This is a genomic window from Brucella oryzae, assembly GCF_041929965.1.
Classification (GTDB): Bacteria; Pseudomonadota; Alphaproteobacteria; order Rhizobiales; family Rhizobiaceae; genus Brucella; species Brucella oryzae.
In genome coordinates, this window is sequence record NZ_JBHEEO010000028.1 from 19,445 (window position 1) to 42,272 (window position 22,828).

Below are 22,828 nucleotides of genomic sequence, written 5' to 3' on the forward strand. Positions count from 1 at the left end.
GGACGCATAGAGGGGCCGATCCTCGGATCCATCTTCTTCTTCGCGATCCGCGGCTACTTCGCCAATCTCGGTGCCTGGCATTTCGTGATCCTCGGCGTCGTGGCTATTGCCATCATCATCGTGGAGCCGGGCGGTATTTTGGGGATCATCCGTCGTTTTTCATCGGCACCGCTAGTGCCTGTCTCCCACGCGCCACCGCGTGAATTCCCTGCATCGGCGTTGCAGGCAGAACGTTCCCATTCGTGACACAACACATTAGGAGGTAAATAGATGTCATTGGCTAACAAGAGAATTCTCGTCACGGGCGCTTCGTCTGGTATAGGCGCCGCGACTGCGCGTTTGCTGGTGGAGAGCGGAGCGAAGGTGGTCGGCGTCGACCGCAGCGAAGCACCCGCCGACATATCGTTCGATACGTTTAGCAAGATCGACCTTGCCGATCGCGACAGCATTGACGGCGTCCTCGCCGCGCTCGGGGGAACCTTCGACGGCATCGCCAACGTGGCGGGCGCATCCTCTGCTGCGCCAACCGAACTCCAGTTCAAAGTGAACTTCCTCGGCACCCGCCATCTCGTCACCCGCATCGAGCCCATGCTGTCGCCTACGGCTTCCGTGGTGAATGTCGCCTCCGGCACCGCCATCCGCTGGCTTGAATGGTTCCCGTTCTTCAAAGAGCTGGCGCTGACGCCGGACTACGAAGCCGGCCTTGCCTGGCTGAAACAGCATCCGCAGGACGGGCTGCACTCCTATTCCCGTAGCAAGCAGGCGCTGATCGCATGGTCGCAGATGAAGGCCGTGGAATGGATTTCGTCCGAGCGGCGCATTAACACAGTTAGCCCGGGACCCGTAGCTACTCCAATGCTGCGCGAATTCCGTTCGGCGCTAGGCGACCAGTTCATCGACTTCGACATCGCGCGCACGCGCCGTGCCGCCGTGGCGGAGGATATCGCGCCCACGATTGCCTATTTGCTGGATGACGTCTCGGCTTGGGTGCATGGCGTCGACATCGCGGTCGATGGAGGTTTCTCGGCGGCAGTTCTCACGGATCCGGTGAAGTGGCCGCCGGACGAATGAGCGCGGACGGCGAACGTTATAGCGCAGCAGCCAGAAGGGGTGATCAATGGGTAATGCAACTTATAGATTCGCCGGCGGCGCTTTGAGCGTAGCGCGTATGGGCTTCGGTGCGATGCAACTGCCGGGGCCCGAGGTCTGGGGGCCGCCACGCGACAAGAACACGGCGCTTGCCGTGCTCCGGACGGCTGTTGAACTCGGCGTCAATCATATTGACACGTCGGACTTCTATGGTCCGCACGTTTCCAATCAACTGATCCGCGAGGCGCTTTCGCCCTACCCAGACGGGTTGGTCATCATCACGAAGGTTGGCTTCGCGCGCACCGCTGATAAATCCTGGGTGCCGGCGCGCCAGAAGGCGGAACTGGTTGCCGCCGTCATGGACAATCTGCGTCATCTCGGGCTGGACGTGCTCGATGTTGTAAACCTTCGAGTCGGCGACGCTTTCGGCCGCACGGAAGACTCGATCGTGGAGCCGCTCGAGGCGCTGGCTGAGCTTCAGCAGAAGGGGTTGATCCGCCACATCGGATTGAGCAATGTCAGCCACGGGCAATATCGCGAAGGCACATCGATAGCGAAAATTGTCTGTGTCCAGAACCTCTACAATGTCGCAAACCGGCAGGACGACGCGCTCATCGACGAACTGGCGGCCGATGGAATCGCCTACACGCCGTTCTTCCCGTTAGGCGGTGTCTCGCCGCTGCAATCGGCGGCGCTGTCGGACGTCGCCCGCGAGATGTCGGTCACGCCGATGCAGGTGGCGCTTGCCTGGCTGCTGCAGCGATCGCCGAACATCCTGTTGATTCCGGGCACGTCTTCGCTTGTTCATCTCAAGGAAAATGTCACCGCAGCGAAGATCGTTCTGCCAGCCAAGGCGCTTGATGCGCTGAACGGCATCGGCGCGATCCCGGAATGAAGCGGGATGCAAGGGGGAAGATATGAGCGGGATTCTGGAAATCGCACGCGTCGTCGTGAAATCCGGTTGCGGTGATGCGTTCGAGGAGGCGGTGACGCAGCTGCGCCCTCTTTTCCTGAAGGCGGCCGGAAACAAGGGGTTTTCGGTTCGTCGCTCGGTCGAGAACGAGCGCGCCTATGTGTTTCTGGTTGCGTGGGAAAAGGTGGAGGACCACACGGTCGGCTTCATGGGTTCGCCGGATTTTCTGATCTTCATCGAGGCGGTAGGCGGCTTCTTCGATGCGGAACCGTTCATCGAGCATACGACACTCGCGGTGGGGTGACGTCAGCTATTGTGATAAGGCTTCGCTGCGGCCGGCATTTGTGAAACGTGCCGAGCCGCCTGTGGAGGGAAAGTGGAACGGGTTTTCGCGTCGCAGATGACATTGCACAAGCTGGAAATCTTTTGTCTGGTTTGTGAATTCCAGAGCGTGACGCGTGCTGCCGAGCGCATGCGCGTCGCGCAACCGGTTGTGACGGCACATATCCGGTTCCTGGAGGAAAAACTGGGCGTCCGGCTGTTCGAGCGTAGCGGCCGACGCCTCGTGCTGACGGCTGCCGGCAGACGGGTACATACCTGGGCCAACGAAGTCATCACACGGACACGCGAATTGGAGCGCGAACTCAATATCTCAGGGGATGCCGAAGTGGGGACGGCAATTGTCTCGGCGTCGATGACCGTCGCTTCCTATGTGCTCCCGCCCCTTTTTTCCACGTTTCGCCAGGTGCACGCGACAGGAGGTATCTCGCTTCTCGTCTCCAATCCCCAACTCGTGACCGCCTCCGTTCGCGATGGGAGCTGCGATTTTGGTGTGTGCATTCTAGATCCTCGCCATGACGTGGATGGACTGAATGTCGAAAAACTATGGACCGAGCGTCTCGTGCTGGTTGCGGCCGCTGGCAGTACCCTCGCCGGTGAAGCAGTGTCGCCGGAGGAAATAGCTGCCCTTCCCTTCGTATCGTCACCGCGCAATCAGGTTCGCCGGGAGCTGGAGGAGGACGCACTGCGCGCCCATGGCATCGTTGGTCGACGAGTCGTTCTCGAACTTGGGCATCCTGAGGCCATGAAACAGGCGGTCCGTGCTCATGCAGGCGTCGCGTTCGTGATGGAGACATCGGTGCGAGACGAATGCGAGCGCGGTCTCCTGCGTCGTGTTACGACGCCAGGCGTTGATCTTTCTGTCCCTGTCTTTCTGGTGAGCAGACGGGACAAAAGCTTCTCCGATTTTCAGTCCAGCTTGATGGATTATGTTCGCGACGCGGCGGTGGACGGCCAGCCGCCGGTCGGTTTTGAGTCTTCCGACGTCAAGCTGCCCATCAGGTAGATGGCCGGCAAGCCAAGTTAGGCTGCGATAATGCATACGCAAATGACTATGGTTCTCGTGAAATTATATATTGGATAGGCTCTAAAACGACGGCTATCTTCCTCCTTAACCGCGGCGCCAAAGATCCCGCGGACACCTTCGCCACAAAATGATGAGGCCGTGCCGTATGGCGCGGAGGGTTCGGCAGGGTGCGCAGCCAATTCGGGAGGAGCGGAATGTTTCTGGGAGTGGATATCGGAGGGACGTTCACGGACCTCGTCATGCTGGACGAGAACGGCGACCTGGTGACAACGAAGGCGCTATCGACGCCTGGCGAACTGGAAGTCGGCGTCTTCAATGCAGTCGAAGATGCGGCCCGGCAGCGGGGCATGTCGGGCGAGGAGCTATTGGCCAAGGTCACCGCATTTGGCCACGGCACGACACAGGCGACCAATGCCGTCATTGAGCGCGATGGTGCGCGGACCGGCCTGATTGCTACACGCGGTTTTGGCGATACGCTGGCAATCCAGCGGTTGATGGGATTTACCGCTGGTGTTCCGGTTGACCGGCTCGGCTGGTACTCGCGGCGGCGTTATCCGCAGCCGATCGTGCCGCGACAGTTGGTGCGAGAGGTGCGCGAGCGCGTCGATCATGCCGGCACGATCCTGGTGCCGCTCGATGAGGAAGAGGTCCGCGCAGCGGTCCGTTCGCTGGTTGCAGAGGGCGTACAGACATTCGCAGTCGCCTTCCTCTGGGGGTTTCGCAATCCGGAACACGAGCGTACCGCCGCACGGATTATCCGCGAAGAGGCGCCGGGGGTTTATGTTAGCCTGTCGAGCGAGATCGCGCCGGTCCTCGGCGAATACGAGCGGACCGCGACCGCTGCGCTCAATTCCTATCTCGCTCCGAAAGTCGTCTCCTACCTTGACGGCATTGAGCAGATGCTGCGCCGCAAGGGCTTCAAGGGGGCCTTTTCCATCCTGAACTCGGCCGGCGGCGTCATGCCGGTTTCCGAGGCGTCCCGGCGGCCGGTCACCCTCGTCACGTCAGGCCCGACCGGCGGCGTCATGGGTTCAGTTCATCTTGCAAAGAAGCTCGGCTACCGCAATCTCATTACCACGGACATGGGTGGCACCTCGTTCGACGTCGCCATTGTCGTCGACGACAAGCCGCTGATGTCGACCAACCACGAGGCTGGCGGATTCCATATCGCGACGCCGATGATCGAGGTGCGGGCCATTGGCGCCGGCGGTGGTTCCATCGCACGCGTCATCGACGGCCAACTTCGCGTGGGGCCAGACAGCGCCAGCGCCTGGCCGGGCCCTGCATGCTACAGGCGTGGCGGCACGTTGCCGACGGTCACGGATGCGGATGTCGTTCTTGGCGTCATCGATCCCGAGACGTTCCTTGGCGGCAAGATGAAGCTGGATCGCGATGCCGCCCTCACCGCGATCGAGACGCACATCGCCAAGCCGCTCGGCCTTTCCGTTGAGGAGGCGGCCGCCGGCATTCGCCGCATCGTCGACTCGCAGATGGCCGATACATTGCGCGAGGTGACGATCGGCCGCGGATTCGATCCGCGGGACTTCGTGATCTTCGCCTACGGTGGCGCGGGCCCCGTGCACTGTGCGGGCTACGGCGCGGAGCTTGGCGTGCCGAAAATGGTGGTGCCCGTCACATCGATGGCGCATTCCGCCTATGGGGCGCTGGCTGCCGATCTGCAGTTTTCCACCGAACGGGCGCTTCTCATGCGCGGCGGTGGGGGATCCCGACCGCTTGGCGAAGGGCTGGAAGCCGGCCGTATCGCCGCAACCCTCGCGGAGCTTGAAATCGAGTGCCTCGAAGCCATGAGCCGGGCCGGTGTCACGGCGTCGGATGTCAGCCTGGTACGCACAGCGGACCTGCGCTACCGGCGGCAGACCAATGATCTGATCATTCCGCTGGACGACGGCGCCGTTACCGATGCTGCCATCGCCAGCCTTGTTGACCGTTTCGAACAGACCTACGAGCAGACCTACGGCAAGGGTTCGGCGTTCCGTGAAGCCGGCATTGAGCTGACCAATATCCGCATCGAGGCATTCGGCAAGACGCGCCGTCCGGAAATAGCCCTGCGCACGCCGACCGAGACGCCGAAGGCAGGCCGTCGCTCGATTTTCGAGCCGGTGGTCGGGCGCCGCATGGATTGCGCCGTCTACAACTGGCGTGACCTGCCGACGGGTTTCACCGTGGAAGGACCCGCTGTCATCGAGCACCCCGAAACCTCGGTCTTCGTGGCAGCGAGCCAGATCGCCCGGCTTGACAGCCATTCCAACATCACCATCGAGCAGCGGGAGGAGATCTGACATGGCCGCGAGCGACAAGAAAACCATCGATCCGATCACCTTCGAGGTCGTACGCAACAAGCTTCAGGCGATCACCGAAGAGCAGGCGATCACGCTGAAATCCGTTTCCGGCTCCCCTGTGGTCACCGAGGCGACGGACTTCAACAACGGGCTCTACCTTGCCGACGGTTCGATCGTCACGATGGGGCCGCAGGTCCTCTTCCATACCGGCACGATGTCCTCGGTGATCCGCTCGATCAACGAGAACTTCTCGGACAATCCCGGGATTCGTGAAGGAGATATGTTCATCCTCAACGACCCCTATCGCGGTGCGATCCACCAGCCCGACGTTTCCATCGTCGCGCCGGTTTTCCACAATGGCCGGCACGTCGCCTGGGCTGGCTCCTGCGCTCACCAGCTCGACGTCGGCGGCATGAGCTTTGGCTCCTGGGCGATCGGCGCCACGGAGATCCAGCAGGAAGCGATGCTGCTGCCCGGTATCCGGATTGTCGAGGGCGGCGTCCTGCGCCAGGACCTCTGGCAGATGATCATGGGCATGACGCGCCTGCCCCATGTGCTCGGCCTCGACCTCAAGGCCATGATCGCGGCCAACAACGTCGCGGTGCGCCGGCTTGTCGAACTGATGGACCGCTATGGCGGTGATGTCGTCGATACCATCATGCGCGAGGAGATTGCCAGCTCCGAGCGGCAGGTGCGACAGGTGCTGTCGTCCTTGCCCGACGGCGTGTTCCGTGCTCGCGACTACATCGAGCATGATGGCCACGACAACGTACTCTACCAGGTTTGCGTGACGGCCACCAAGAAAGGCGACCGGCTCACCCTCGACATGACCGGGACCTCGCCGCAGGCGCCGGGCTTCATCAATTGCACCGCCTCAGGCATGCGAGGGGCGGCGTTGACCGGCCTCCTGCCCATTCTCGCGCCGCGTATCCGCTGGAACGAGGGTATCATGCGGGCCGTCGATTTTGTCGCACCCGAGGGCATTCTGTGCAACGCGACATGGCCGGCTCCGATTTCCTCGGGAACGATCTCGACGGCTTGGATCGTGCAGAACGTCGTAGTCGCGGCCCTGTCACGCATGGTCGCCTGCTCGCCGGAGCACCGGAATGAGGGCCAGGCGGTGACCAAGGGCCATATGATGGTGATGACGCTCGCAGGCAAGGACCGAGACGGTGCACCGTTCGGCACGTTCCTGCTCGACTCGACGGCCGGCGGCGGCGGCGCATTTCCGGACCATGATGGCCTCGACGGTTCTGGCGACTATTGCGTCCCGCGTCCCGCCATCGCCAACGTCGAGGCGAACGAAGGCAACGGGCCGTTTCTTTACCTGTTCCGTTCCTTTGTTCGTGATACCGGCGGGCCGGGCCGCCAGCGAGGCGGCGCGGGCACGGCCCTCGCTATCGTTCCCTATGGCACGGACGGATTGCAGGCGATGATGCTCGGCCATGGGGTCGAAGTTCCCAATTCGACCGGTCAGTTCGGCGGCCTGCCGGGCGCGTGCGGCCGCAATATCCTGCTTCGTGACGCCGGTGATCCGGCGACAATCGCGGGCCTTGCCGGGAACATGGCGGCGCTTCTCGACGTCGGCGTCGAGCAACTGGGGCCGAAGCCGGGTCGCATGGGGCTCAGCCAGCGTGATGTGCTCGGATACGCCTTCCAGGGCGGTGGCGGCTACGGCGATCCCTTGGAACGTGATCTGGCCGCGGTGCTTGTGGATGTCCTGAACGGGCATGTAAGCGTCGAGGCTGCGCGCGCGCAATATGGCGTCATCATCGTGGACGATCGCGTTGCCGCCGCCGAAACGGAGGCCGAGCGTCATGCGATCCGGACTCGACGGCTTGGCGGCAATGCACCGCAGAGGGTGGCGCGTGCGGGCGAGATGCAGGTCGCGAACGGCAGGTTCAGGTGTGGTTGCGGCTGCGATCTCGGCCCTACCGACGAAGACTGGAAGGTGCGGGCGCGTAGCTATCGCGTGGAGCCCTCGTCCTATGGCCCGCACATCCGCACCCACGCGGATCTGGAACTGCGCGAACATGTCTGCACCGATTGTGGCTCTCTGCTCGAAGCCGAAACCGTGCGCAAGGGAGACGCATCGCTCGTTACATGCCTGCTCGACATCACCGACACAACGGACACTGCGGCCTGACTGGGAGAAAGTTATGACTCGTTATCCTGAAAAAGGCGCTATTGTCGTCACCGGTGCGGCGCAGGGTATCGGCCGACGGCTGGCGCTCAGCCTGGTGGCCGAGGGCGTCGATGTTCTGATCGCCGACTGGAATGCCGAAAAGGGCGAGGCTGTGGCGCTCGAGGCGGCACCTGGCACCGGTCGCCGGCTCTTCGTTCGAACGGATGTCGCCAGCGAGGAGAGCTGCCGCGCCACCATTCAAACGGCCAAGGATGCCTTTGGCGGCGTTTTCGGCCTGGTGAACAATGCCTCCATCTTTTCGACGCTCGAAATGCGCCCCTTCTGGGACATCCCAAGTGAAGAATGGGACCGCGTGCAGGCTGTCAACCTGAAGGGCGTGTTCAATATGACGCGCGCGGCTCGCGAGGCGCTGGTGGCTTCCGGGGAAGGATCGGTCGTCAATATAGCGTCTTCGACCATTCATTTCGGACGGCCGAACTACGCCCATTATGTCTCGTCAAAAGCTGGCGTCATGGGCCTGTCCCGGGCAATGGCGCGCGAACTCGGCGCGTTCGGCGTGCGTGTGAATACCCTGACGCCGGGCCCGACGTTCACCGAGGTGGAGCGGGCAACCGTCACACCGGCGCAGAAGGAAGCGATGATCGAGCAACAGTGCCTCAAACGGGCGGGCGGCCCGGATGACATTGCGGACGCCATTGCATTTTTGCTTTCGCGACAGGCGCGCTGGGTGACCGGCCAGCTTCTGAATGTCGATGGCGGCATGATCACTTACTGACGATCAGATGGCGCTCGGCGCCACACATTAACAGGAAACATTGTCATGGCTTACGTGACCGCATCCGATCGCATGCTGATCGGTGGCGAGCTGGTGCACGGCTCTACCGGGGAATTCGACGACTCCATCAATCCCGCGACCGAGGAAATCATCGGCCGCTCTCCGCGCGGCACACGCGACGATGTCGCCCGTGCTGTCGAGGCGGCGGAAGCAGCTTGGCCCGCCTGGGCGGCGTTGACACCGTCGGAGCGTGGGGCGCGCCTGCGGGCCTTCGGAGCCGCGCTGAAGGCGCGGGCGGAAGAAATCCTGCATGTCGAAGTTGCCGATACCGGCAATACGATCACGCCGATGCGCGGCGATGTCGGCATGGCTGTGGAGAGCCTGGATTATTATGCGGGCCTCATCCACGAGCTGAAGGGCGAGACCATTCCGGCAACAGCCGAGAATCTGCATATCACGGTGCGTGAGCCCTACGGTGTCGTCGCCCGCATCGCGCCGTTCAATCATCCTCTGATGTTCGCCGTCGCCCGGACTGCCGCGGCGCTCGCCGCCGGCAATGCCGTCGTCGTCAAGCCGCCGGAAACCAGTCCGCTCTCCGCTCTCGTCCTGGCGGAAGTTGCGCGCGAAGCGTTACCGCCGGGGGTGTTCAACATCTTGACGGGAACGGGCGCGACGGTGGGCGACGCGATTGTCCGCCATCCCGATATCAAGCGCATCGCTTTCATCGGCTCTCCCGTGACGGGGCGTGCGATCCAGCGGGCAGCGGCCGAGGTCGCGGTCAAGCACGTCACGCTGGAACTGGGTGGCAAGAACCCGCTGATCGCGTTCCCGGACATGGATCCCGACGTGATCGCCGCCGCCGCCGTTCGGGGCATGAACTTCACCTGGCAGGGGCAGTCCTGCGGTTCGACCAGCCGCCTTCTGTTGCATGAGGATATTCACGATGCCGTGCTGGCGCGCGTGGTCGAGCGCGTTGCGGGGCTGAAGGTCGGCGACCCCGCCGATCCGGTTTCCGATATGGGGCCGCTAAATTCCCGTGTGCAGTACGACAAGGTGCTGTCCTTCTTCGAAACGGCCCGTCACGACGGTTCGCGGTTGATGACCGGAGGCAAGCGGCCTGTCGGGCGCGGCTTCGAAAAGGGCTTCTGGGTCGAGCCGACGGTCTATGCCGACGTCAAACCCGGCATGCGGCTCTGGCAGGAAGAGGTCTTCGGTCCGGTTCTGTCTGTTGGCCGCTGGAAGACCGCGGAAGAGGCTATCGCCCTCGCCAACAGTACGGAATACGGCCTGACGGGCGCCGTCTGGACCAACGACATCAAAAACGCACTCAACGTCGCGCGCCGCGTGCGTTCGGGCCACATGTGGATCAACGGCTGCTCCAACCATTTCCTCGGCGTTCCCTTCGGCGGAATGAAGAATTCCGGCGTCGGTCGCGAAGAGGGCATCGAGGAGATGCTGTCCTACACCGAAGCGAAGACCATCAACATCATGCTCGGCTGATCGGCCGGGCAGGAAAGAAGCCGATCTGTTTTCACAGACTTGCCAAGGATTACGCTCATGTGTTCGCCTGACAATCCGCATCAGCCCATTGCCGTCGCGATCGCCGACACAGCCGAGGCTGGGCCACCGCCGTCCCCGCAACTGATCGAGGACCTGGTTGCAGCCAATCATATCCTTTTCGACCAGGGCGTGGTGGATGGCTTCGGCCATGTCAGCGTTCGTCATGACAAGCGGCCCGACCGGTTCCTTCTCGCCCGCAACATGGCGCCGGGCCGTGTGAGCCGAGAGGATATCGTCGAATTCACGCTCGATGGCGATGCGGTCGACGCTGCTGGCCGCAAGGTCTATCTCGAACGTTTCATCCACGGCGAAATCTACCGTCGCCGGCCCGACGTCAAGGCCGTGGTGCACAGCCATTCCCACGCCATTGTACCGTTCAGCATCGCCAAGAATTTCCGCATGAACGCCGTGTTCCACATGGCCGGTTTCGTCGGTCAGGATGTGCCGGTCTACGAGATCCGCGAGGCGGGCGGCGACGCGACCGACCTGCTTGTCAGCAACAACCATCTCGGACGCGCTCTCGCCGGGAAATTCGATGCCAGCGATATCGTGCTGATGCGCGGCCATGGTTCCACCGTCGTCGCCGACAGCGTCCAGCGCGCGGTCTATCGGGCAATCTATGCCGAACTCAATGCCCGCTACCTGATGGATGCCAGCAAGCTCGGTGAGGTCGTGTACCTCACAGAGGGGGAATGCCGCGCGGCAGCCGAGAACATCGAAGCGCAGGTTCATCGGCCCTGGGAACTCTGGGTCGAACAGGCTCGTGCCCGGCGCGCAGCCTTCTGATCAGGAGGAGGAAAATCATGACGACGAAGGACCACGCGGCGGTCAAGAACGCTATGCAGCCGGACGATACGCCGGAACTGCGCGAACTCTATGCCGGCTTCGAGCGCGAGCATCTGAAGCCCCTGTGGACGCAGCTCGGGAATCTCATGCCGGTTCATCCCAAACCGAGGGCCGTGCCGCATGTCTGGAAATGGGCCAACCTCTATCCGCTGGCAAAGCGCTCCGGCGATCTCGTGCCGGTTGGGCGCGGCGGCGAACGACGAGCGCTTGGACTGGCAAATCCGGGCCTCGGCGGCAACGCCTATGTGAGCCCGACGCTCTGGGCGGCGATCCAGTATCTCGGGCCGCGGGAAACCGCACCTGAGCATCGTCATGCCCAGAATGCCTTCCGTTTCGTGGTAGAAGGCGAGGGCGTCTGGACGGTTGTGAACGGCGACCCTGTTCGCATGAGTCGTGGCGATTTCCTGCTGACGCCGGGATGGCATTTCCATGGCCATCATAACGATACCGACCAGCCGATGGCCTGGATCGACGGGTTGGATATTCCCTTTTCCTACCAGAACGATGTCGGCTTCTTCGAGTTCGGTTCTGAGCGGGTGACGGACTACGCGACGCCGCGTTTCTCACGCGGCGAGCGCCTGTGGTGCCATCCAGGTCTGCGTCCGCTGTCCGGCTTGCAGAGCACCGTCAGCTCGCCCATCGGCGCCTACCGATGGGAGCACACGGACAGGGCGCTGACCGAGCAGCTTCTTCTGGAGGATGAAGGCCAGCCCGCAACGGTTGGACAGGGCCATGCCGCCATACGCTTCGTCAACCCGACGACCGGCGGCGATGTCATGCCGACCATTCGTGCCGAGTTTCACCGGCTGAGGGCGGGCGCGCAGACGCCGCCACGCCGTGAGGTGGGGTCATCCGTCTTCCAGGTGTTCGATGGTCGCGGCTCTGTTGTGCTCGGTGATGTGGAACACCGGCTCGACATCGGCGATCTGTTCGTCGTGCCGTCCTGGATATCCTGGTCGCTGCAGGCCGAAACGCGGTTCGATCTCTTCCGCTTTTCCGATGCACCGATCATGGAGCGCCTGCATTTTGACCGCGTGTTCGTTGAGGAAGAACCGAGATGAACGTGGAAGAGCGACCACTCGACGAGCGGGAGGCGCTCGCCGCGCTCCGGGCTCGGCAAGGCAAGGGCGCACGGTATGATTCAGCCGCGGCCCCGGCTTCCGACCTTCTCTTGGCACGACGAGGAGCGGCCTATTTTGCCCGCAAGCTTAACGAGCTCGACGATGTGGCGCTCGACGGCAGTTCGTCCCTGAACGGGGTCGGTCGCCGGTTGATTGTCGCTCGCGTCGGGTACGAGGCCCGCGCGATGGCGCGCATCGCAGAAGCCGCGCGCGAAGAACGCGGGGAGGAAAGTCTTGGCGACCCCGAACAGGAGCCCGATGACGAGGTGCTGGGTGCCTGCCTTCCGGCCCACGCGTTGCGCTACCTCTTCGAGCATGCCCAGGCACATCTGAATGTCGAATGGCGTGACCTGACGGATGCGGCATGGGACCGTGCGGTCGTTTCGCTGACGGGCCGCCGGGTGACGCCGAGGCAGATGGTTCGCGAACGCGCCGTCACGCTTTGGCTCAGCGCCGTGGCTCTCGGAAATGGCGGCCGATTAAGCGACGTGCCGGGCGAGATCCGGCCAACGAGCATCAGTACGAACGATCAGCAGAGCTAACCACGACTCGGCAAGCAATTCGATGGCGCCGCGTGGGCGCCTCAGACAGGAGAACATCAATGACGTCCCGCAAACTGTTTCCGTCTCCGGCGTTTCCCTCCATCGCGGTCCTTGGAGAAGAGGCGACCTATCCCGTTCATCGCATCTTCTGTGTCGGCCGCAACTATGCGGAGCACGCCAAGGAAATGGGCGTCGAGGTCGACCGCGAGGCGCCTTTCTATTTTCTAAAGTCGCCGCTGTCGGCCGTGAGCAGCGGTTTGACGCTACCCTATCCGCCGGGCACCGCAAATTTCCATTATGAGATGGAGCTGGTTGTCGCCATCGGTGGGCCAGCCTTCCGCCTCCGCCCGGACGAGACCGCGCCGGCCATCTACGGCTATGCCGCTGGGCTCGACATGACGCGCCGCGATCTGCAGCTTGATGCGCGCGCCAAGGGGCGGCCGTGGGATCTCGGCAAGGATTTCGAACAGTCGGCGGTGGTGTCGGACATCGTCAAGGCAACCGACTTCGGCGCCGTCGGAAAACAGCGCATCCGTCTTGACGTGGATGGCACGACTCGCCAGGACGCGCGTCTTTCCGATCTCGTCTGGTCTGTGCCCGAAATCGTCGCGCACCTGTCGGGCTTCTACCATCTTGATGCCGGCGACCTCATCTTCACGGGCACGCCCGCGGGGGTCGGCGCAGTCATGCCGGGCAATGTCGTGGTCGGAGAAATCGACGGTCTTCCTCCCGTCTCCCTGACGATCGGGGAGGCCGAAGCATGATTCTGCATGGCTATTTCCGCAGTTCGGCAGCCTATCGTTGCCGCATCGCCTGCAACTTAAAAGGCGTTTCCTACGATGCTGTTTCCGTCCACCTGCGGCGGGGCGGTGGCGAACAGAAGGCACCGGCTTACCGTTCGCTCAATCCTCAAGCCCTCGTGCCGGCCCTTGAAGTCGACGGCGCGGTTCTCACGCAATCGCTTGCGATCGCCGAATGGCTGGATGAAACAGTTCCCGAGCCACCGCTCCTGCCGGCGGACGCGATTGGCCGCGCTCAGGTTCGAGCCTTTGCACTGGCGATCGCGTGCGACATCCATCCGCTGCAGAATCTGCGGGTGCTGGATTATCTGAGGACAGAACTCGGTCAGTCGCAGGAAGCACTCGACGCCTGGTGTCGCCGGTGGATCGGTGACGGGCTTGCTGCGTGCGAAGCTCTGCTGACGAAGGTAGATCGTTCCGGTCCATTTGCTTTTGGCGCGCGTCCGAGCCTCGCGGACATCTGCCTTGTCCCCCAACTCTATTCCGCAAACCGCTTCGGCGTCGACCTCTCGGCCATGCCGCGGCTCGTTGAAATTGGGCATGCCTGCGATGCGCTTGCGGCCTTTGCGTCCGCGCACCCATCCCGTCAACCCGATAGCGAATAAAAGAGAACTACGCCCGTTGCGAACGCGCGGGCTGCTTGTGGAGGAAATATCATGTCCGAACAGCTTCCCATTATCATCGCCGGGGGCGGCATTGGCGGCCTTGCAGCGGCCTTGGGCCTCGCCCGCAAAGGGTTTCGCTCCATCGTCCTGGAGAAGGCGCCGCAACTTGGTGAAATCGGCGCGGGCATCCAGCTTGGGCCGAATGCCTTCCACGCTTTCGACTATCTCGGCGTCGGCGACATGGCGCGGCGCATGGCTGTGTATATTGACAGCCTGCGCTTCATGGATGCCATGACCGGCGAGGAAGTTACGCGTATCCCGCTCGACGATACGTTTCGCACCCGCTTTGGAAATCCCTACGCAGTCGTCCATCGTGGCGAACTGTTCGGCGTCTTTCTGCGGGCTTGCCAGGAAAACCCGCTGGTTGAGCTGCGCGTCGGGTCGGAGGTGAAAACCTATGATCAGGATGGTTCCAGCGTCACAGCGTTCCTGGCCAATGGCGAAGCGGTCGTCGGTAGGGCTCTGATCGGGGCCGATGGGCTCTGGTCGAACATACGCCGCAAGCTCGTCGGTGATGGCGCCCCCCGCGTTTCGGGGCACACCACATATCGTTCCGTCATTCCGATCGAAGAGATGCCCGAAGACCTTCGCTGGAACGCGGCTACACTTTGGGCCGGCCCAAAATGCCATATCGTGCATTATCCGCTTTCCGGTTGGAAAACCTTCAATCTGGTGGTGACCTACCATAACGACGCGGCGGAACCGGTTGCGGGCTTGCCGGTCACGAAAGAAGAGGTCGCCAAAGGTTTCGCGCATGTGGCTCCGGTCGCTCGCCAGGTGATCGAGCGCGGCAAAGACTGGAAACTTTGGGTCCTTTGTGACCGCGATCCCGTATCGAACTGGGTCGATGGGCGGGTCGCGTTGCTGGGCGATGCTGCACACCCGATGCTGCAATATTTTGCCCAGGGTGCTTGTATGGCAATGGAAGACGCCGTCTGCCTTGCCGCGGAGCTCGAGGGCAACGAAGGCAGCCTTGAAAGCGCTCTCCTCGCCTACAATTCGAAGCGCGCGCTTCGTACCGCGCGCATTCAGCTTCAATCTCGCGAGATCGGTCAACATATCTACCATCCGGCCGGCGCCCATGCGCGGCTTCGCAATGCGATGATGCGCGCGAAGACCGCTGAGGATTGGCATGATTCAGTTGCGTGGCTTTACGGGACAACGGGCCTCGACGGAGCAGTCTCGTCTGAGATGCTGAAGTAGTTGCTGCCAGGCGAAGCCGACGCTTGACGATAGCGGCGTCCTATCGCGGCACTTTGAAGAGCTTTCGCCCAGTGGGCCTTACCAATATCCGGGTGTTTGCCAACATGGCGGAAGCCCGGATATTGCGCTCTTTTGCCTGCACTTCTCGCCGTCTAGACGACGACGGAAGTTTCCCGCGTCTGCCATCGCCGCGAGGCAGACAAGCTGATGGGACGCAAGCACTTAAATTTTCTACGTGCACTCAAGTCAACCTGGGAAACCGCCGCAGCGTAGGAACGAAGCCTCATCCTCTGTTGTCGCTCGGTCCAGGATCGCATTGCGATGGGGGAACCGTCCGAAGCGCCGGATGATGTCGCGATGCCCTTCCGCAAGACTGAGCCACGGTTGGCCCAATCGGGCATTGAGGACGACGGATGTATCCTGATCGTTCAGATCCTCCGAATGTGAGAACGGCAGACAGAAGAACAGCCTCAAGTCCGGGTCCACATGCTCCATGTGACCCATGTCCTGCGCTTGCCGTGCATAAGAGCGGGCGAGCGGATCAGTGGCGTACATGCGGCCTGTCCCGCGAAACGCATTGCGCGGAAACTGATCGGTGAGAATCAGGAGAGCTAGCGCACCCTGGGCCGTCGCCATCCAGTCGTCATGCCGGCGGCTCGCGACGGCCATATGCAGATCGACGTAGCGATCATGGAAGGCACGATCGAAGGCCGCGTTCTTGGCGAACCACTGGCCTCGCTCGCCGGCGTCCGCCCAGAAGGCGACGACGTCGGCGATAACGTCCGGCAAGCCGCCTGTCTTTTTGTGCAATGCCATCACGCGTCCCTCGATGGGTTATGGGTGCCCGCCTGTGAGGCGTTGCCATGGATCAAGACCCGGCCGGCGTAGATTCCCTCGGCAGTCTCGATGGCGAAACGCTCGCTGTCGCGACGGCGAACCTCGTCCATCACTCGCGTGCGCTCTTCGTCGCCGATGTCCATCAATGCCAGCGCTTTCTCGCCGAGCGCCAGGGCTGACTCGAAGGTTTCCCGAATCTGCCATGCGACCCCGGCGTGCACCAGTTCGATGGCATGCTCGCGGTCGAACGACCGGGCGAGAACCGGCACCAGGGGAAATTCCGCTTTCATCAGTTCCGCGATCTTCAGGCTCGCCTCGCGGTCGTTGACGGCAATGATAACGAGGCTTGCCGAGCCGGCTCCAGCCGTGTGGAGGATATCGAGCCTTGCCCCGTCGCCATAACAGACCTTGAACCCGAAATCCTGTCCGTCACGGATCGTATCCGTGTCGGTTTCGATGATGGAGATCGCACAGCCGCTGGCGAGAAGCGGCTGGCTCACGATCTGTCCGAACCGACCGAAGCCGATCAGCAGTACACTCGCCGACAGCCCGTCAGCAGCTTCGACACCGTCCATCGACGGCGCGCTTTTGGGCATCAGACGATCATGCAGGATGACCATAATGGGCGTTAGCGCCATGGAGACGATGATCGTCGCGGTCAGGGTGGCGTTGGCCTGGGCGTCGATGATGCCGGCGGTCGCGGCGGCGGCATAGAGCACGAAGGCGAACTCACCGCCCTGGGCCATCAGCACAGCGCGCTCGATCGCCTCGCGATTGTCGGCGCGAAACAGTCGGGCGACGGCATATATGCCGATCGTCTTCAGCGCCATGTAGGCGACGACCGCGATCAGGATCAGCCGCCAGCTGGCGGCGATGACCGACAGGTCGAGCGCCATACCGACACCAAGAAAGAACAGGCCGAGAAGGAGGCCCCGGAAAGGTTCGATATCGGCTTCGAGCTGATGGCGGAAGGACGATTCCGACAGAAGCACGCCAGCGAGGAAGGCGCCCATCGCCATCGAAAGGCCTCCAAGCTGCATGGCGAAGGCCGAGCCGAGTACGACCAACAGCGCCGCGGCCGTCATGACCTCACGCGCCCTGGCTTTGCCAAGCAGGCGGAACAGTGGATCAAGCAGATAACGCCCGGCCAGCACCAGCCCAAGGATGGAGGCAAGTCCGATCGCGACGGCGGTCAACCGCTCTCCCAACGTGACTGCTTCCGCGCTCGGCGCCAAGAAGGCCACAAGCGCCAGCAGCGGGACGATCGCAAGGTCTTCAAGCAGCAGGATGGCGACGATACGGCGGCCTTTCGGGGCACCGGCCGTCCGGCGTTCCTCCAGCATCTGCATGACGATGGCGGTCGAGGTCAGCACGAAGCCGGTTCCGGCGACGAAGCTCTGCGCCACGGGGTAGCCAAGCGCCAGCCCGACACAGATCAGCAGGCCGATGCAGGCGGCAACCTGAACAAGCCCCAGACCGAAGATTGCCCCGCGCATGGCCCATAGGGTTATGTCGCAAATTTATCATGATGTTAGAAGCGGCCAGATCTTCAGACGCAATTATGCTGCGAGCTCCGCAAAGACTTTAAATGGCGAGCGGTTGTCATTTGCGAACTGCTTCTTACGGATCATATGCGCCACTTCTATGCCCGCGATTGTCGCTGCGGCTGAATGAAACGCCTTAAAGCCCATCATCGGTTTGGTAATTCGCTTGATAAACCGGTGATCCTGCTCAAGGATGTTGTTGCGATATTTAACCTGCAGGATTTCAATCATTTTGCTGTGACCGGTGATTTTCAGGATTGTGTTTACAGCTTGTGCTCCGGCCAGATTGGCTCCGCTTTTATCAATGACAATTTTGTCTGGAACACCGTTGGCTGCGATGGCTTTCTTGAAGAAACGCCGTGCTGCAGCCAGATTCCGGCGTTCGGAGAGCATGAAATCCAGTGTTTGGCCATCTCGGTCAACGGCTCGGTACAGATAGGTCCATTGACCACGAACCTTGATATAGGTCTCGTCAACACGCCAGGAACGGGCCGTGGGTCGCTTGCGCGATTGCGCCTGGGCAGCGATCAGCGGTGAGTACCGGACAACCCATCGGTTCAAGGTCGCATGATCCACAGCAATGCCGCGTTCTGCCAGAATTTCCTGAAGGTCACGATAGGAAACCGGGTAACGCACGTAAAAGAAGACTGCATGCAGGATGATACTTTTTGGAAAATGGGTACCTTTGAAAGCGACCGTCATTCGCATTCGCCTCACTCAATTATGCGCACTGACGCTCACATAGCTCAGCAGAAGTGAAAATTTTGCGACACAGCCCATTGCACTCGCATTCGCCCGAGAGGGCTTGCGCACTGTGCAGGTCAATGGAATTCCAGATGATGGCGCTTTCGGGCGGAACGCGGATGCCGTCGTCATCGCCTTGAAGTCGAGGACGATCCCGGCGTCCGAGGCTGTCTCGCTGTTAAGGAGCGCCGTGACATGGCTGCGAGCTCGCGACGTCCAACAAGTCGTTTTTAAATACTGCTCCACGTTTGATTCAACGGACGCCGGCAATATCGGGCCGGTTATCGAAGCGCTGCTTGAGGAACTGGGAGAAACCATCACGATCGCCTGCCCAACCTTTCCGGAAAATGGCCGGACGGTCTTTCAAGGACATCTGTTTGTCGGGAATAAGTTATTGTCCGAGAGTTCGATGAGAGATCATCCTCTCACGCCGATGACCGATTTCAATCTCGTTCGTGTCCTGCAGAGGCAGACCGCTGTGCCTGTTGGCATCCTTGCGGCGGCCGATGTCCGAGCCGGGCCGGAGAGGGTGGCGGCACGGATAAGGGCGGCGGCGGCACAGAACCTCCGCATATTGATTGCCGACGCCGCGACAACTGAGGATTTGAACATAATCGGCAAAGCCAGCAGTGACCGAATGCTGGTGACGGGCGCCGCCGGGATTGGTGGAGCTCTTGCTCGTAACCATGCTGCAGCGTATCATCGCGAATGCAGAAGTGCAGAATTCGCCTGGCCACAAGGCCGATCGGTGGTTCTTGCCGGCTCCTGCTCGGTTGCAACCCGAGACCAGGTGAACCATGTTATCGGGCTTGGCTATCCAGCGACCAAAATCGATCCGATCGCAATCGCTTCTGGCGCACTTGACGTGGCTTCTGTTGCGGAATGGGCAGAGGCATCGCAGAGTTGGCCACCAATCATCTACTCCAGTTCGGATCCTGCGGATGTTCTAAAGGCCCAGGAGGTGTTGGGCCGTGACGAGGCCGGGGCATTGGTCGAAGACTTCCTCGGTGAACTGGCAGCCATCTTACAATCGGTCGGTTTCAGCAGGTTTATTGTGGCCGGAGGTGAAACATCGGGTGCGATTTCTGCAGCTCTGTCTGTTAATGCCCTTGAGATCGGGCCCGAGATCGATCCAGGAATTCCGTGGACGAGAGCGCCAGACGCTGGAGGACCGGCACTTGCTTTGAAGTCAGGAAATTTCGGCGCGCCGGACTTCTTTGAAAAAGCCAGGAGAATGTGCCAGTGATCGCCATCATGTCTGAAGAGACGAAAGTCCGGGATGAGATTGCATCGGTTGGCAGATCGCTTTTCGATCGTGGTCTTTCTCCGGGCTCGACCGGAAACATCAGCGTCCGGCTATCATCCGGGGAAGTTCTCATGACCCCGACGAACGCATCGTTGGGAACGCTTGATCCCAACCGCATCTCTAGATTTTCTGCCGAAGGCGTTCATCTCGAAGGCGACAAACCGACAAAAGAAGCATTTCTGCACCAGTGCGTTTACTGCAACCGCAAGAATGCCTACGCCGTCCTACATCTTCATTCAACTCATGCCGTTGCCCTCAGCATCTTGTCAGAGATTAATCGCGCAGACGCTCTACCGCCGCTCACCGCGTATTACGTTATGCGTGTCGGCAGGCTCCCAATAGTCGATTACTTCCCACCGGGCGATACGAGGTTAGCAGCGGCCGTTCAACTCAAGATCAGTCATGCGCATGCCGTGCTCCTCGCAAATCACGGCCCGGTCGTATCCGGAAAATCGTTGCTTGACGCGCAATACGCAATTGAGGAGTTGGAAGAGACGGCAAAGCTCTACCTGATGGTCACGGGCCTTAAAGTTTCGCCCCTTACGCCGGCGCAAGTTGACGAGCTCTCTAACAGATATATTTGTAAGTTCCATAATTAATATTATCTGATTTTCGATAACACATTGTTTTTATTATGTATATTGTTAATTCCTACAACATAGTGGTCGTTACCGCTTGTTGTTGCTGATTTCGACATCACGGATTTATCCGTGATGTATGTTTTCTCATACCCAGTTGCGGTCATCCCTTTTTCAAGGTGCCAAACGTCCTCGATCTTCTTCACGCCGTTCATCGTCGATCGAACAATCGTATTCGGCTACGATTTCTATCGCCCGACGCACCGCTTCCTCTTCTGGAAACAAGGCGATTTCAGTTTCATGCGTGGAACAAGGACGGATTCCGAAGCCCCAGACCGTGTACATCTCATTTCGAGCGAGCGTCGTATTACCTGGATCCACCACTTTTAGTGCGTATTTGGTTGCAGGCGGGGTCATGGGGGCGGTTCCATAAAAGCTCCCACTACTGACTTCGAGCTGACCAACATGGCAGCGCACGCCATCGAACTCTTCGCGCGCGGACGGTAAGCTACCAGCAAGGATGATCGCATTAGTTTTTGAAAAGTGACCGTAGAGCATATAGTGAAACCGCATATCGAGATCGAAAATACGTAACCGTGAGATCAGCTGATCGATACCTTCATATTTCAAGATACAAAAATAGGCGCAGCCTTCACAAACTGGAATGTCCGCTTCATCAAGAACCTGAGCGTTCTCGCCATACATGTCCCATGGAATTTCTTTTAACATTTTATCATCTCCAACCAGCCAATAGACATATTGTGAGACCAATAATCCACCGGCGCAAACAATGTCATGCGCCGCCGATAAAAAATTTGAAAAACCGAGCTTGGCGGAAACCAAAAATACGGCCACATTGCTTGGCAATGATGTTAGCTGGAAAAAGATGACGGTAATAGTCCATGGCACGGGGTTCGGTCATATACCGTTGTCGTCGCTGAAGTTTAGGCTGAGGTTGAGGTAACAGTTTCCGCAAGCTTCGTCTGGTACGGTCACGCCGAGCCATTGCTGGCTCGTTGATCCAGTTTGTTCGTCAACTCGACCTTTGAACGGTTCGTGTTCCTTCTTCAGAAGAAGTGCGACAATATGTCATTTATTTTCAATTTTAAGGGGGTAAAATCAGGGTAGTTTACACCTGTTTCAAGGCATTTCAGCCACCTTTGAACATTCAACCATTTGATATTATTGTATTTTTATGCTTTAATTTAAAAGTCAGCATTTTTTAGCTGATGCTCAGTCATTTTAAAACAAGGAGTATTTGATGATTGATAATAAACCCACCCACGCTGGCATGAAACCTATGACAGGCCTGGAATTACAAGCTGCGCGTCGCGCTGCCGCCGACAGGTTCTACCAAATCGGCATGTCCTATGTTCCTGAAGGTTATACTGTAAAATTCAGGAAAAGCCTGTCGGGGGTTCATCGCGGTTGGTTGCGCCGAATAGAAGCCCCGCGACCAGTCACACGCAAAAGCCTTTACATTTTTTTACATGAGTGTGCCCACGCACATCTTCACTGTGGTGGACCAAAATTGCCCGTACACGTAAAAGAACTACAGGCGGAAAAATGGGCGCATAGCAAAATGAGAGAACACGGCATTCCCGTCCCTCGTACTATGACAGATCGTGCCAAGGCATATGTTGCCCGGAAGATCGATCGAGCCGAAAAACGGGGAGCAAAATCAATTGACCGGGAAGCTCAGCGCTTCGCATCATCCCGCAATATGAAAACTTCACACTGACAGCCCCAAAGGTGAGCAAATTATCAATTTGGGAATTTCGCGAATTCCCAAATTGTGAACAAAATCCGCAGGATCGATGCAGCTGGTTGCGTGGTCCACTTGCAACTGCTTTGACAGGGCGATACTCAAGGCCGTTCAGCGTACGCCACGCGTTTTCACAACTGGCCGACTATTTCATTCCGGGTGATTTGACTTCTTCAGAACGCGTAACGGTGCAGCCATCGTTACTGGAAAACACAATGACTGGCTTTTCAGCGAGCGGCAGCTCAAATCCATGGTTCCCAACTGACGCAAAAAATATGGCCGTCAGGCGGGTCGGTTCGTTTCTCCCTGCCCGGCTACGAAGTCCTGCCCTTATTCACTCTCCCGATAGGCTTCCGCTCTGTTCTTGTAGATCAGCCTCAACGATTGCCGTCCCGAAAACGGGCCGGTTTACCGAGACGGTAGAAGCGACTGAATGTACGCGCATATCCTGCGTCCGGGTTTACGTACCAGAGTTCGGAGGTAATGCCATTTGGCACGATACGTCCCAGACGCGGATGACCCAGGAATGTGCCCACAAGGCATGTTGTGTTCCGACGATCAAAATCCCAGTTGTTGATCAATGGCGCTTCCGCCAGTTCCTTGGGGTCTGGATGCTCTCCATTGAGCAAGCGTTCGAGATCATGAACAAGCGCCTTGAGGGCCTTGATTTCTGCTGCAAGTCTTTCCCGGTCGAATTTACCATCGTTGTGAACAATAGCCATGACATC

The 22,828-nt window shown here is 60.0% G+C and carries 21 protein-coding genes and 2 pseudogenes; 18 read left to right on the forward strand and 5 right to left on the reverse strand.

Annotated features, from left to right (window positions below; all coding sequences use genetic code 11):
* From JNC70_RS20300 to JNC70_RS20370, 15 genes and pseudogenes are all read left to right on the forward strand, one after another.
* Positions 1 to 246 (forward strand): annotated as a pseudogene (locus tag JNC70_RS20300) (hypothetical protein); the annotation flags it as partial.
* A gap of 30 nt (positions 247 to 276) precedes the next feature.
* On the forward strand, positions 277 to 1,071 hold the full coding sequence (locus JNC70_RS20305) for a coniferyl-alcohol dehydrogenase (RefSeq protein ID WP_374788887.1): 795 nt from the start codon (positions 277 to 279) through the stop codon (positions 1,069 to 1,071).
* A gap of 46 nt (positions 1,072 to 1,117) precedes the next feature.
* Complete coding sequence (locus tag JNC70_RS20310; RefSeq protein WP_374788888.1) at positions 1,118 to 1,984, forward strand: oxidoreductase; 867 nt, start codon at positions 1,118 to 1,120, stop codon at positions 1,982 to 1,984.
* A 22-nt stretch (positions 1,985 to 2,006) separates the two neighbouring features.
* Positions 2,007 to 2,306, forward strand: coding sequence for an antibiotic biosynthesis monooxygenase family protein (locus JNC70_RS20315; protein ID WP_374788889.1), 300 nt, complete (start codon positions 2,007 to 2,009; stop codon positions 2,304 to 2,306).
* A gap of 72 nt (positions 2,307 to 2,378) precedes the next feature.
* Positions 2,379 to 3,347 carry a LysR family transcriptional regulator gene (locus JNC70_RS20320; RefSeq protein ID WP_374788890.1) on the forward strand — a complete coding sequence of 323 codons (969 nt, stop codon included), beginning with the start codon at positions 2,379 to 2,381 and terminating at the stop codon, positions 3,345 to 3,347.
* Positions 3,348 to 3,562: 215 nt separating this feature from the next.
* A complete protein-coding gene (locus JNC70_RS20325; protein ID WP_374788891.1) occupies positions 3,563 to 5,668 on the forward strand; it encodes a hydantoinase/oxoprolinase family protein in 2,106 nt (701 codons plus the stop codon).
* Between the two features lies 1 nt (position 5,669).
* Entirely contained in the window at positions 5,670 to 7,814 is a 2,145-nt protein-coding gene (locus tag JNC70_RS20330; protein WP_374788892.1) for a hydantoinase B/oxoprolinase family protein, read from the forward strand.
* A 13-nt stretch (positions 7,815 to 7,827) separates the two neighbouring features.
* Positions 7,828 to 8,589: an SDR family NAD(P)-dependent oxidoreductase gene (locus JNC70_RS20335; protein ID WP_374788893.1), complete on the forward strand. Its 762-nt coding sequence runs from the start codon at positions 7,828 to 7,830 to the stop codon at positions 8,587 to 8,589.
* A gap of 45 nt (positions 8,590 to 8,634) precedes the next feature.
* Positions 8,635 to 10,089, forward strand: a complete 1,455-nt coding sequence (locus tag JNC70_RS20340) for an aldehyde dehydrogenase family protein (protein WP_374788894.1) — start codon at positions 8,635 to 8,637, stop codon at positions 10,087 to 10,089.
* 57 nt (positions 10,090 to 10,146) lie between these two features.
* Positions 10,147 to 10,935, forward strand: a complete 789-nt coding sequence (locus JNC70_RS20345; protein WP_374788895.1) for a class II aldolase/adducin family protein — start codon at positions 10,147 to 10,149, stop codon at positions 10,933 to 10,935.
* Between the two features lie 17 nt (positions 10,936 to 10,952).
* Positions 10,953 to 12,056, forward strand: coding sequence for a cupin domain-containing protein (locus JNC70_RS20350; protein ID WP_374788896.1), 1,104 nt, complete (start codon positions 10,953 to 10,955; stop codon positions 12,054 to 12,056).
* Positions 12,057 to 12,166: 110 nt separating this feature from the next.
* Positions 12,167 to 12,658, forward strand: a complete 492-nt coding sequence (locus JNC70_RS20355) for a maleylpyruvate isomerase N-terminal domain-containing protein (RefSeq protein ID WP_374788897.1) — start codon at positions 12,167 to 12,169, stop codon at positions 12,656 to 12,658.
* A gap of 59 nt (positions 12,659 to 12,717) precedes the next feature.
* Positions 12,718 to 13,422 (forward strand): fumarylacetoacetate hydrolase family protein, encoded by a 705-nt coding sequence (locus tag JNC70_RS20360; RefSeq protein WP_374788898.1) that lies wholly within the window; start codon positions 12,718 to 12,720, stop codon positions 13,420 to 13,422.
* Positions 13,419 to 14,063, forward strand: a complete 645-nt coding sequence (gene maiA / locus JNC70_RS20365) for a maleylacetoacetate isomerase (RefSeq protein WP_374788899.1) — start codon at positions 13,419 to 13,421, stop codon at positions 14,061 to 14,063. Before JNC70_RS20360 ends, maiA begins: the two co-directional genes overlap by 4 nt.
* 51 nt (positions 14,064 to 14,114) lie before the next feature.
* Positions 14,115 to 15,326 carry a 3-hydroxybenzoate 6-monooxygenase gene (locus JNC70_RS20370; RefSeq protein ID WP_374788900.1) on the forward strand — a complete coding sequence of 404 codons (1,212 nt, stop codon included), beginning with the start codon at positions 14,115 to 14,117 and terminating at the stop codon, positions 15,324 to 15,326.
* A 246-nt stretch (positions 15,327 to 15,572) separates the two neighbouring features.
* Here JNC70_RS20370 and JNC70_RS20375 read toward each other — a convergent pair whose 3' ends face one another.
* From JNC70_RS20375 to JNC70_RS20385, 3 genes and pseudogenes are all read right to left on the reverse strand, one after another.
* Positions 15,573 to 16,142, reverse strand: a complete 570-nt coding sequence (locus tag JNC70_RS20375) for a DUF924 family protein (protein ID WP_374788901.1) — start codon at positions 16,140 to 16,142, stop codon at positions 15,573 to 15,575.
* Positions 16,142 to 17,668: pseudogene (locus JNC70_RS20380) on the reverse strand (cation:proton antiporter domain-containing protein); the annotation flags it as partial. The pseudogene JNC70_RS20380 and the gene JNC70_RS20375, both read right to left, overlap by 1 nt.
* Before the next feature lie 54 nt (positions 17,669 to 17,722).
* On the reverse strand, positions 17,723 to 18,409 hold the full coding sequence (locus JNC70_RS20385) for an IS6 family transposase (RefSeq protein WP_374788902.1): 687 nt from the start codon (positions 18,407 to 18,409) through the stop codon (positions 17,723 to 17,725).
* 76 nt (positions 18,410 to 18,485) lie between these two features.
* Here JNC70_RS20385 and otnK point away from each other — a divergent pair, with 76 nt between their 5' ends.
* The gene (otnK, locus tag JNC70_RS20390; RefSeq protein ID WP_374788909.1) at positions 18,486 to 19,697 is read left to right on the forward strand and encodes a 3-oxo-tetronate kinase; all 1,212 of its coding nucleotides are present in this window, start codon (positions 18,486 to 18,488) and stop codon (positions 19,695 to 19,697) included.
* 8 nt (positions 19,698 to 19,705) lie between these two features.
* On the forward strand, positions 19,706 to 20,356 hold the full coding sequence (otnC, locus tag JNC70_RS20395; RefSeq protein WP_374788910.1) for a 3-oxo-tetronate 4-phosphate decarboxylase: 651 nt from the start codon (positions 19,706 to 19,708) through the stop codon (positions 20,354 to 20,356).
* A gap of 153 nt (positions 20,357 to 20,509) precedes the next feature.
* Here the strand turns inward: otnC and JNC70_RS20400 are convergent, their stop codons facing one another.
* Positions 20,510 to 21,244, reverse strand: coding sequence for a hypothetical protein (locus JNC70_RS20400; protein ID WP_374788903.1), 735 nt, complete (start codon positions 21,242 to 21,244; stop codon positions 20,510 to 20,512).
* A 352-nt stretch (positions 21,245 to 21,596) separates the two neighbouring features.
* On the opposite strand from JNC70_RS20400, the gene JNC70_RS20405 reads away from it, so the two are divergent.
* A complete protein-coding gene (locus JNC70_RS20405) occupies positions 21,597 to 22,076 on the forward strand; it encodes a hypothetical protein (RefSeq protein WP_146200164.1) in 480 nt (159 codons plus the stop codon).
* A gap of 401 nt (positions 22,077 to 22,477) precedes the next feature.
* Here JNC70_RS20405 and JNC70_RS20410 read toward each other — a convergent pair whose 3' ends face one another.
* Positions 22,478 to 22,822 (reverse strand): DUF6634 family protein, encoded by a 345-nt coding sequence (locus tag JNC70_RS20410; RefSeq protein WP_024899740.1) that lies wholly within the window; start codon positions 22,820 to 22,822, stop codon positions 22,478 to 22,480.
* Between the last annotated feature and the right edge of the window lie 6 nt (positions 22,823 to 22,828).

What these genes read in the sequence shown, in the direction of transcription:
- JNC70_RS20310 (WP_374788888.1), top strand. Translation starts at nt 1,118, where the DNA reads ATGGGTAATGCAACTTATAGATTCGCCGGCGGCGCTTTGAGCGTAGCG.
- JNC70_RS20315 (WP_374788889.1), top strand. Translation starts at nt 2,007, where the DNA reads ATGAGCGGGATTCTGGAAATCGCACGCGTCGTCGTGAAATCCGGTTGC.
- JNC70_RS20325 (WP_374788891.1), top strand. Translation starts at nt 3,563, where the DNA reads ATGTTTCTGGGAGTGGATATCGGAGGGACGTTCACGGACCTCGTCATG.
- JNC70_RS20330 (WP_374788892.1), top strand. Translation starts at nt 5,670, where the DNA reads ATGGCCGCGAGCGACAAGAAAACCATCGATCCGATCACCTTCGAGGTC.
- JNC70_RS20335 (WP_374788893.1), top strand. Translation starts at nt 7,828, where the DNA reads ATGACTCGTTATCCTGAAAAAGGCGCTATTGTCGTCACCGGTGCGGCG.
- JNC70_RS20340 (WP_374788894.1), top strand. Translation starts at nt 8,635, where the DNA reads ATGGCTTACGTGACCGCATCCGATCGCATGCTGATCGGTGGCGAGCTG.
- JNC70_RS20345 (WP_374788895.1), top strand. Translation starts at nt 10,147, where the DNA reads ATGTGTTCGCCTGACAATCCGCATCAGCCCATTGCCGTCGCGATCGCC.
- JNC70_RS20350 (WP_374788896.1), top strand. Translation starts at nt 10,953, where the DNA reads ATGACGACGAAGGACCACGCGGCGGTCAAGAACGCTATGCAGCCGGAC.
- JNC70_RS20360 (WP_374788898.1), top strand. Translation starts at nt 12,718, where the DNA reads ATGACGTCCCGCAAACTGTTTCCGTCTCCGGCGTTTCCCTCCATCGCG.
- maiA (WP_374788899.1), top strand. Translation starts at nt 13,419, where the DNA reads ATGATTCTGCATGGCTATTTCCGCAGTTCGGCAGCCTATCGTTGCCGC.
- JNC70_RS20370 (WP_374788900.1), top strand. Translation starts at nt 14,115, where the DNA reads ATGTCCGAACAGCTTCCCATTATCATCGCCGGGGGCGGCATTGGCGGC.
- JNC70_RS20375 (WP_374788901.1), bottom strand. Translation starts at nt 16,142, where the DNA reads ATGGCATTGCACAAAAAGACAGGCGGCTTGCCGGACGTTATCGCCGAC.
- JNC70_RS20385 (WP_374788902.1), bottom strand. Translation starts at nt 18,409, where the DNA reads ATGACGGTCGCTTTCAAAGGTACCCATTTTCCAAAAAGTATCATCCTG.
- otnC (WP_374788910.1), top strand. Translation starts at nt 19,706, where the DNA reads ATGTCTGAAGAGACGAAAGTCCGGGATGAGATTGCATCGGTTGGCAGA.
- JNC70_RS20405 (WP_146200164.1), top strand. Translation starts at nt 21,597, where the DNA reads ATGATTGATAATAAACCCACCCACGCTGGCATGAAACCTATGACAGGC.
- JNC70_RS20410 (WP_024899740.1), bottom strand. Translation starts at nt 22,822, where the DNA reads ATGGCTATTGTTCACAACGATGGTAAATTCGACCGGGAAAGACTTGCA.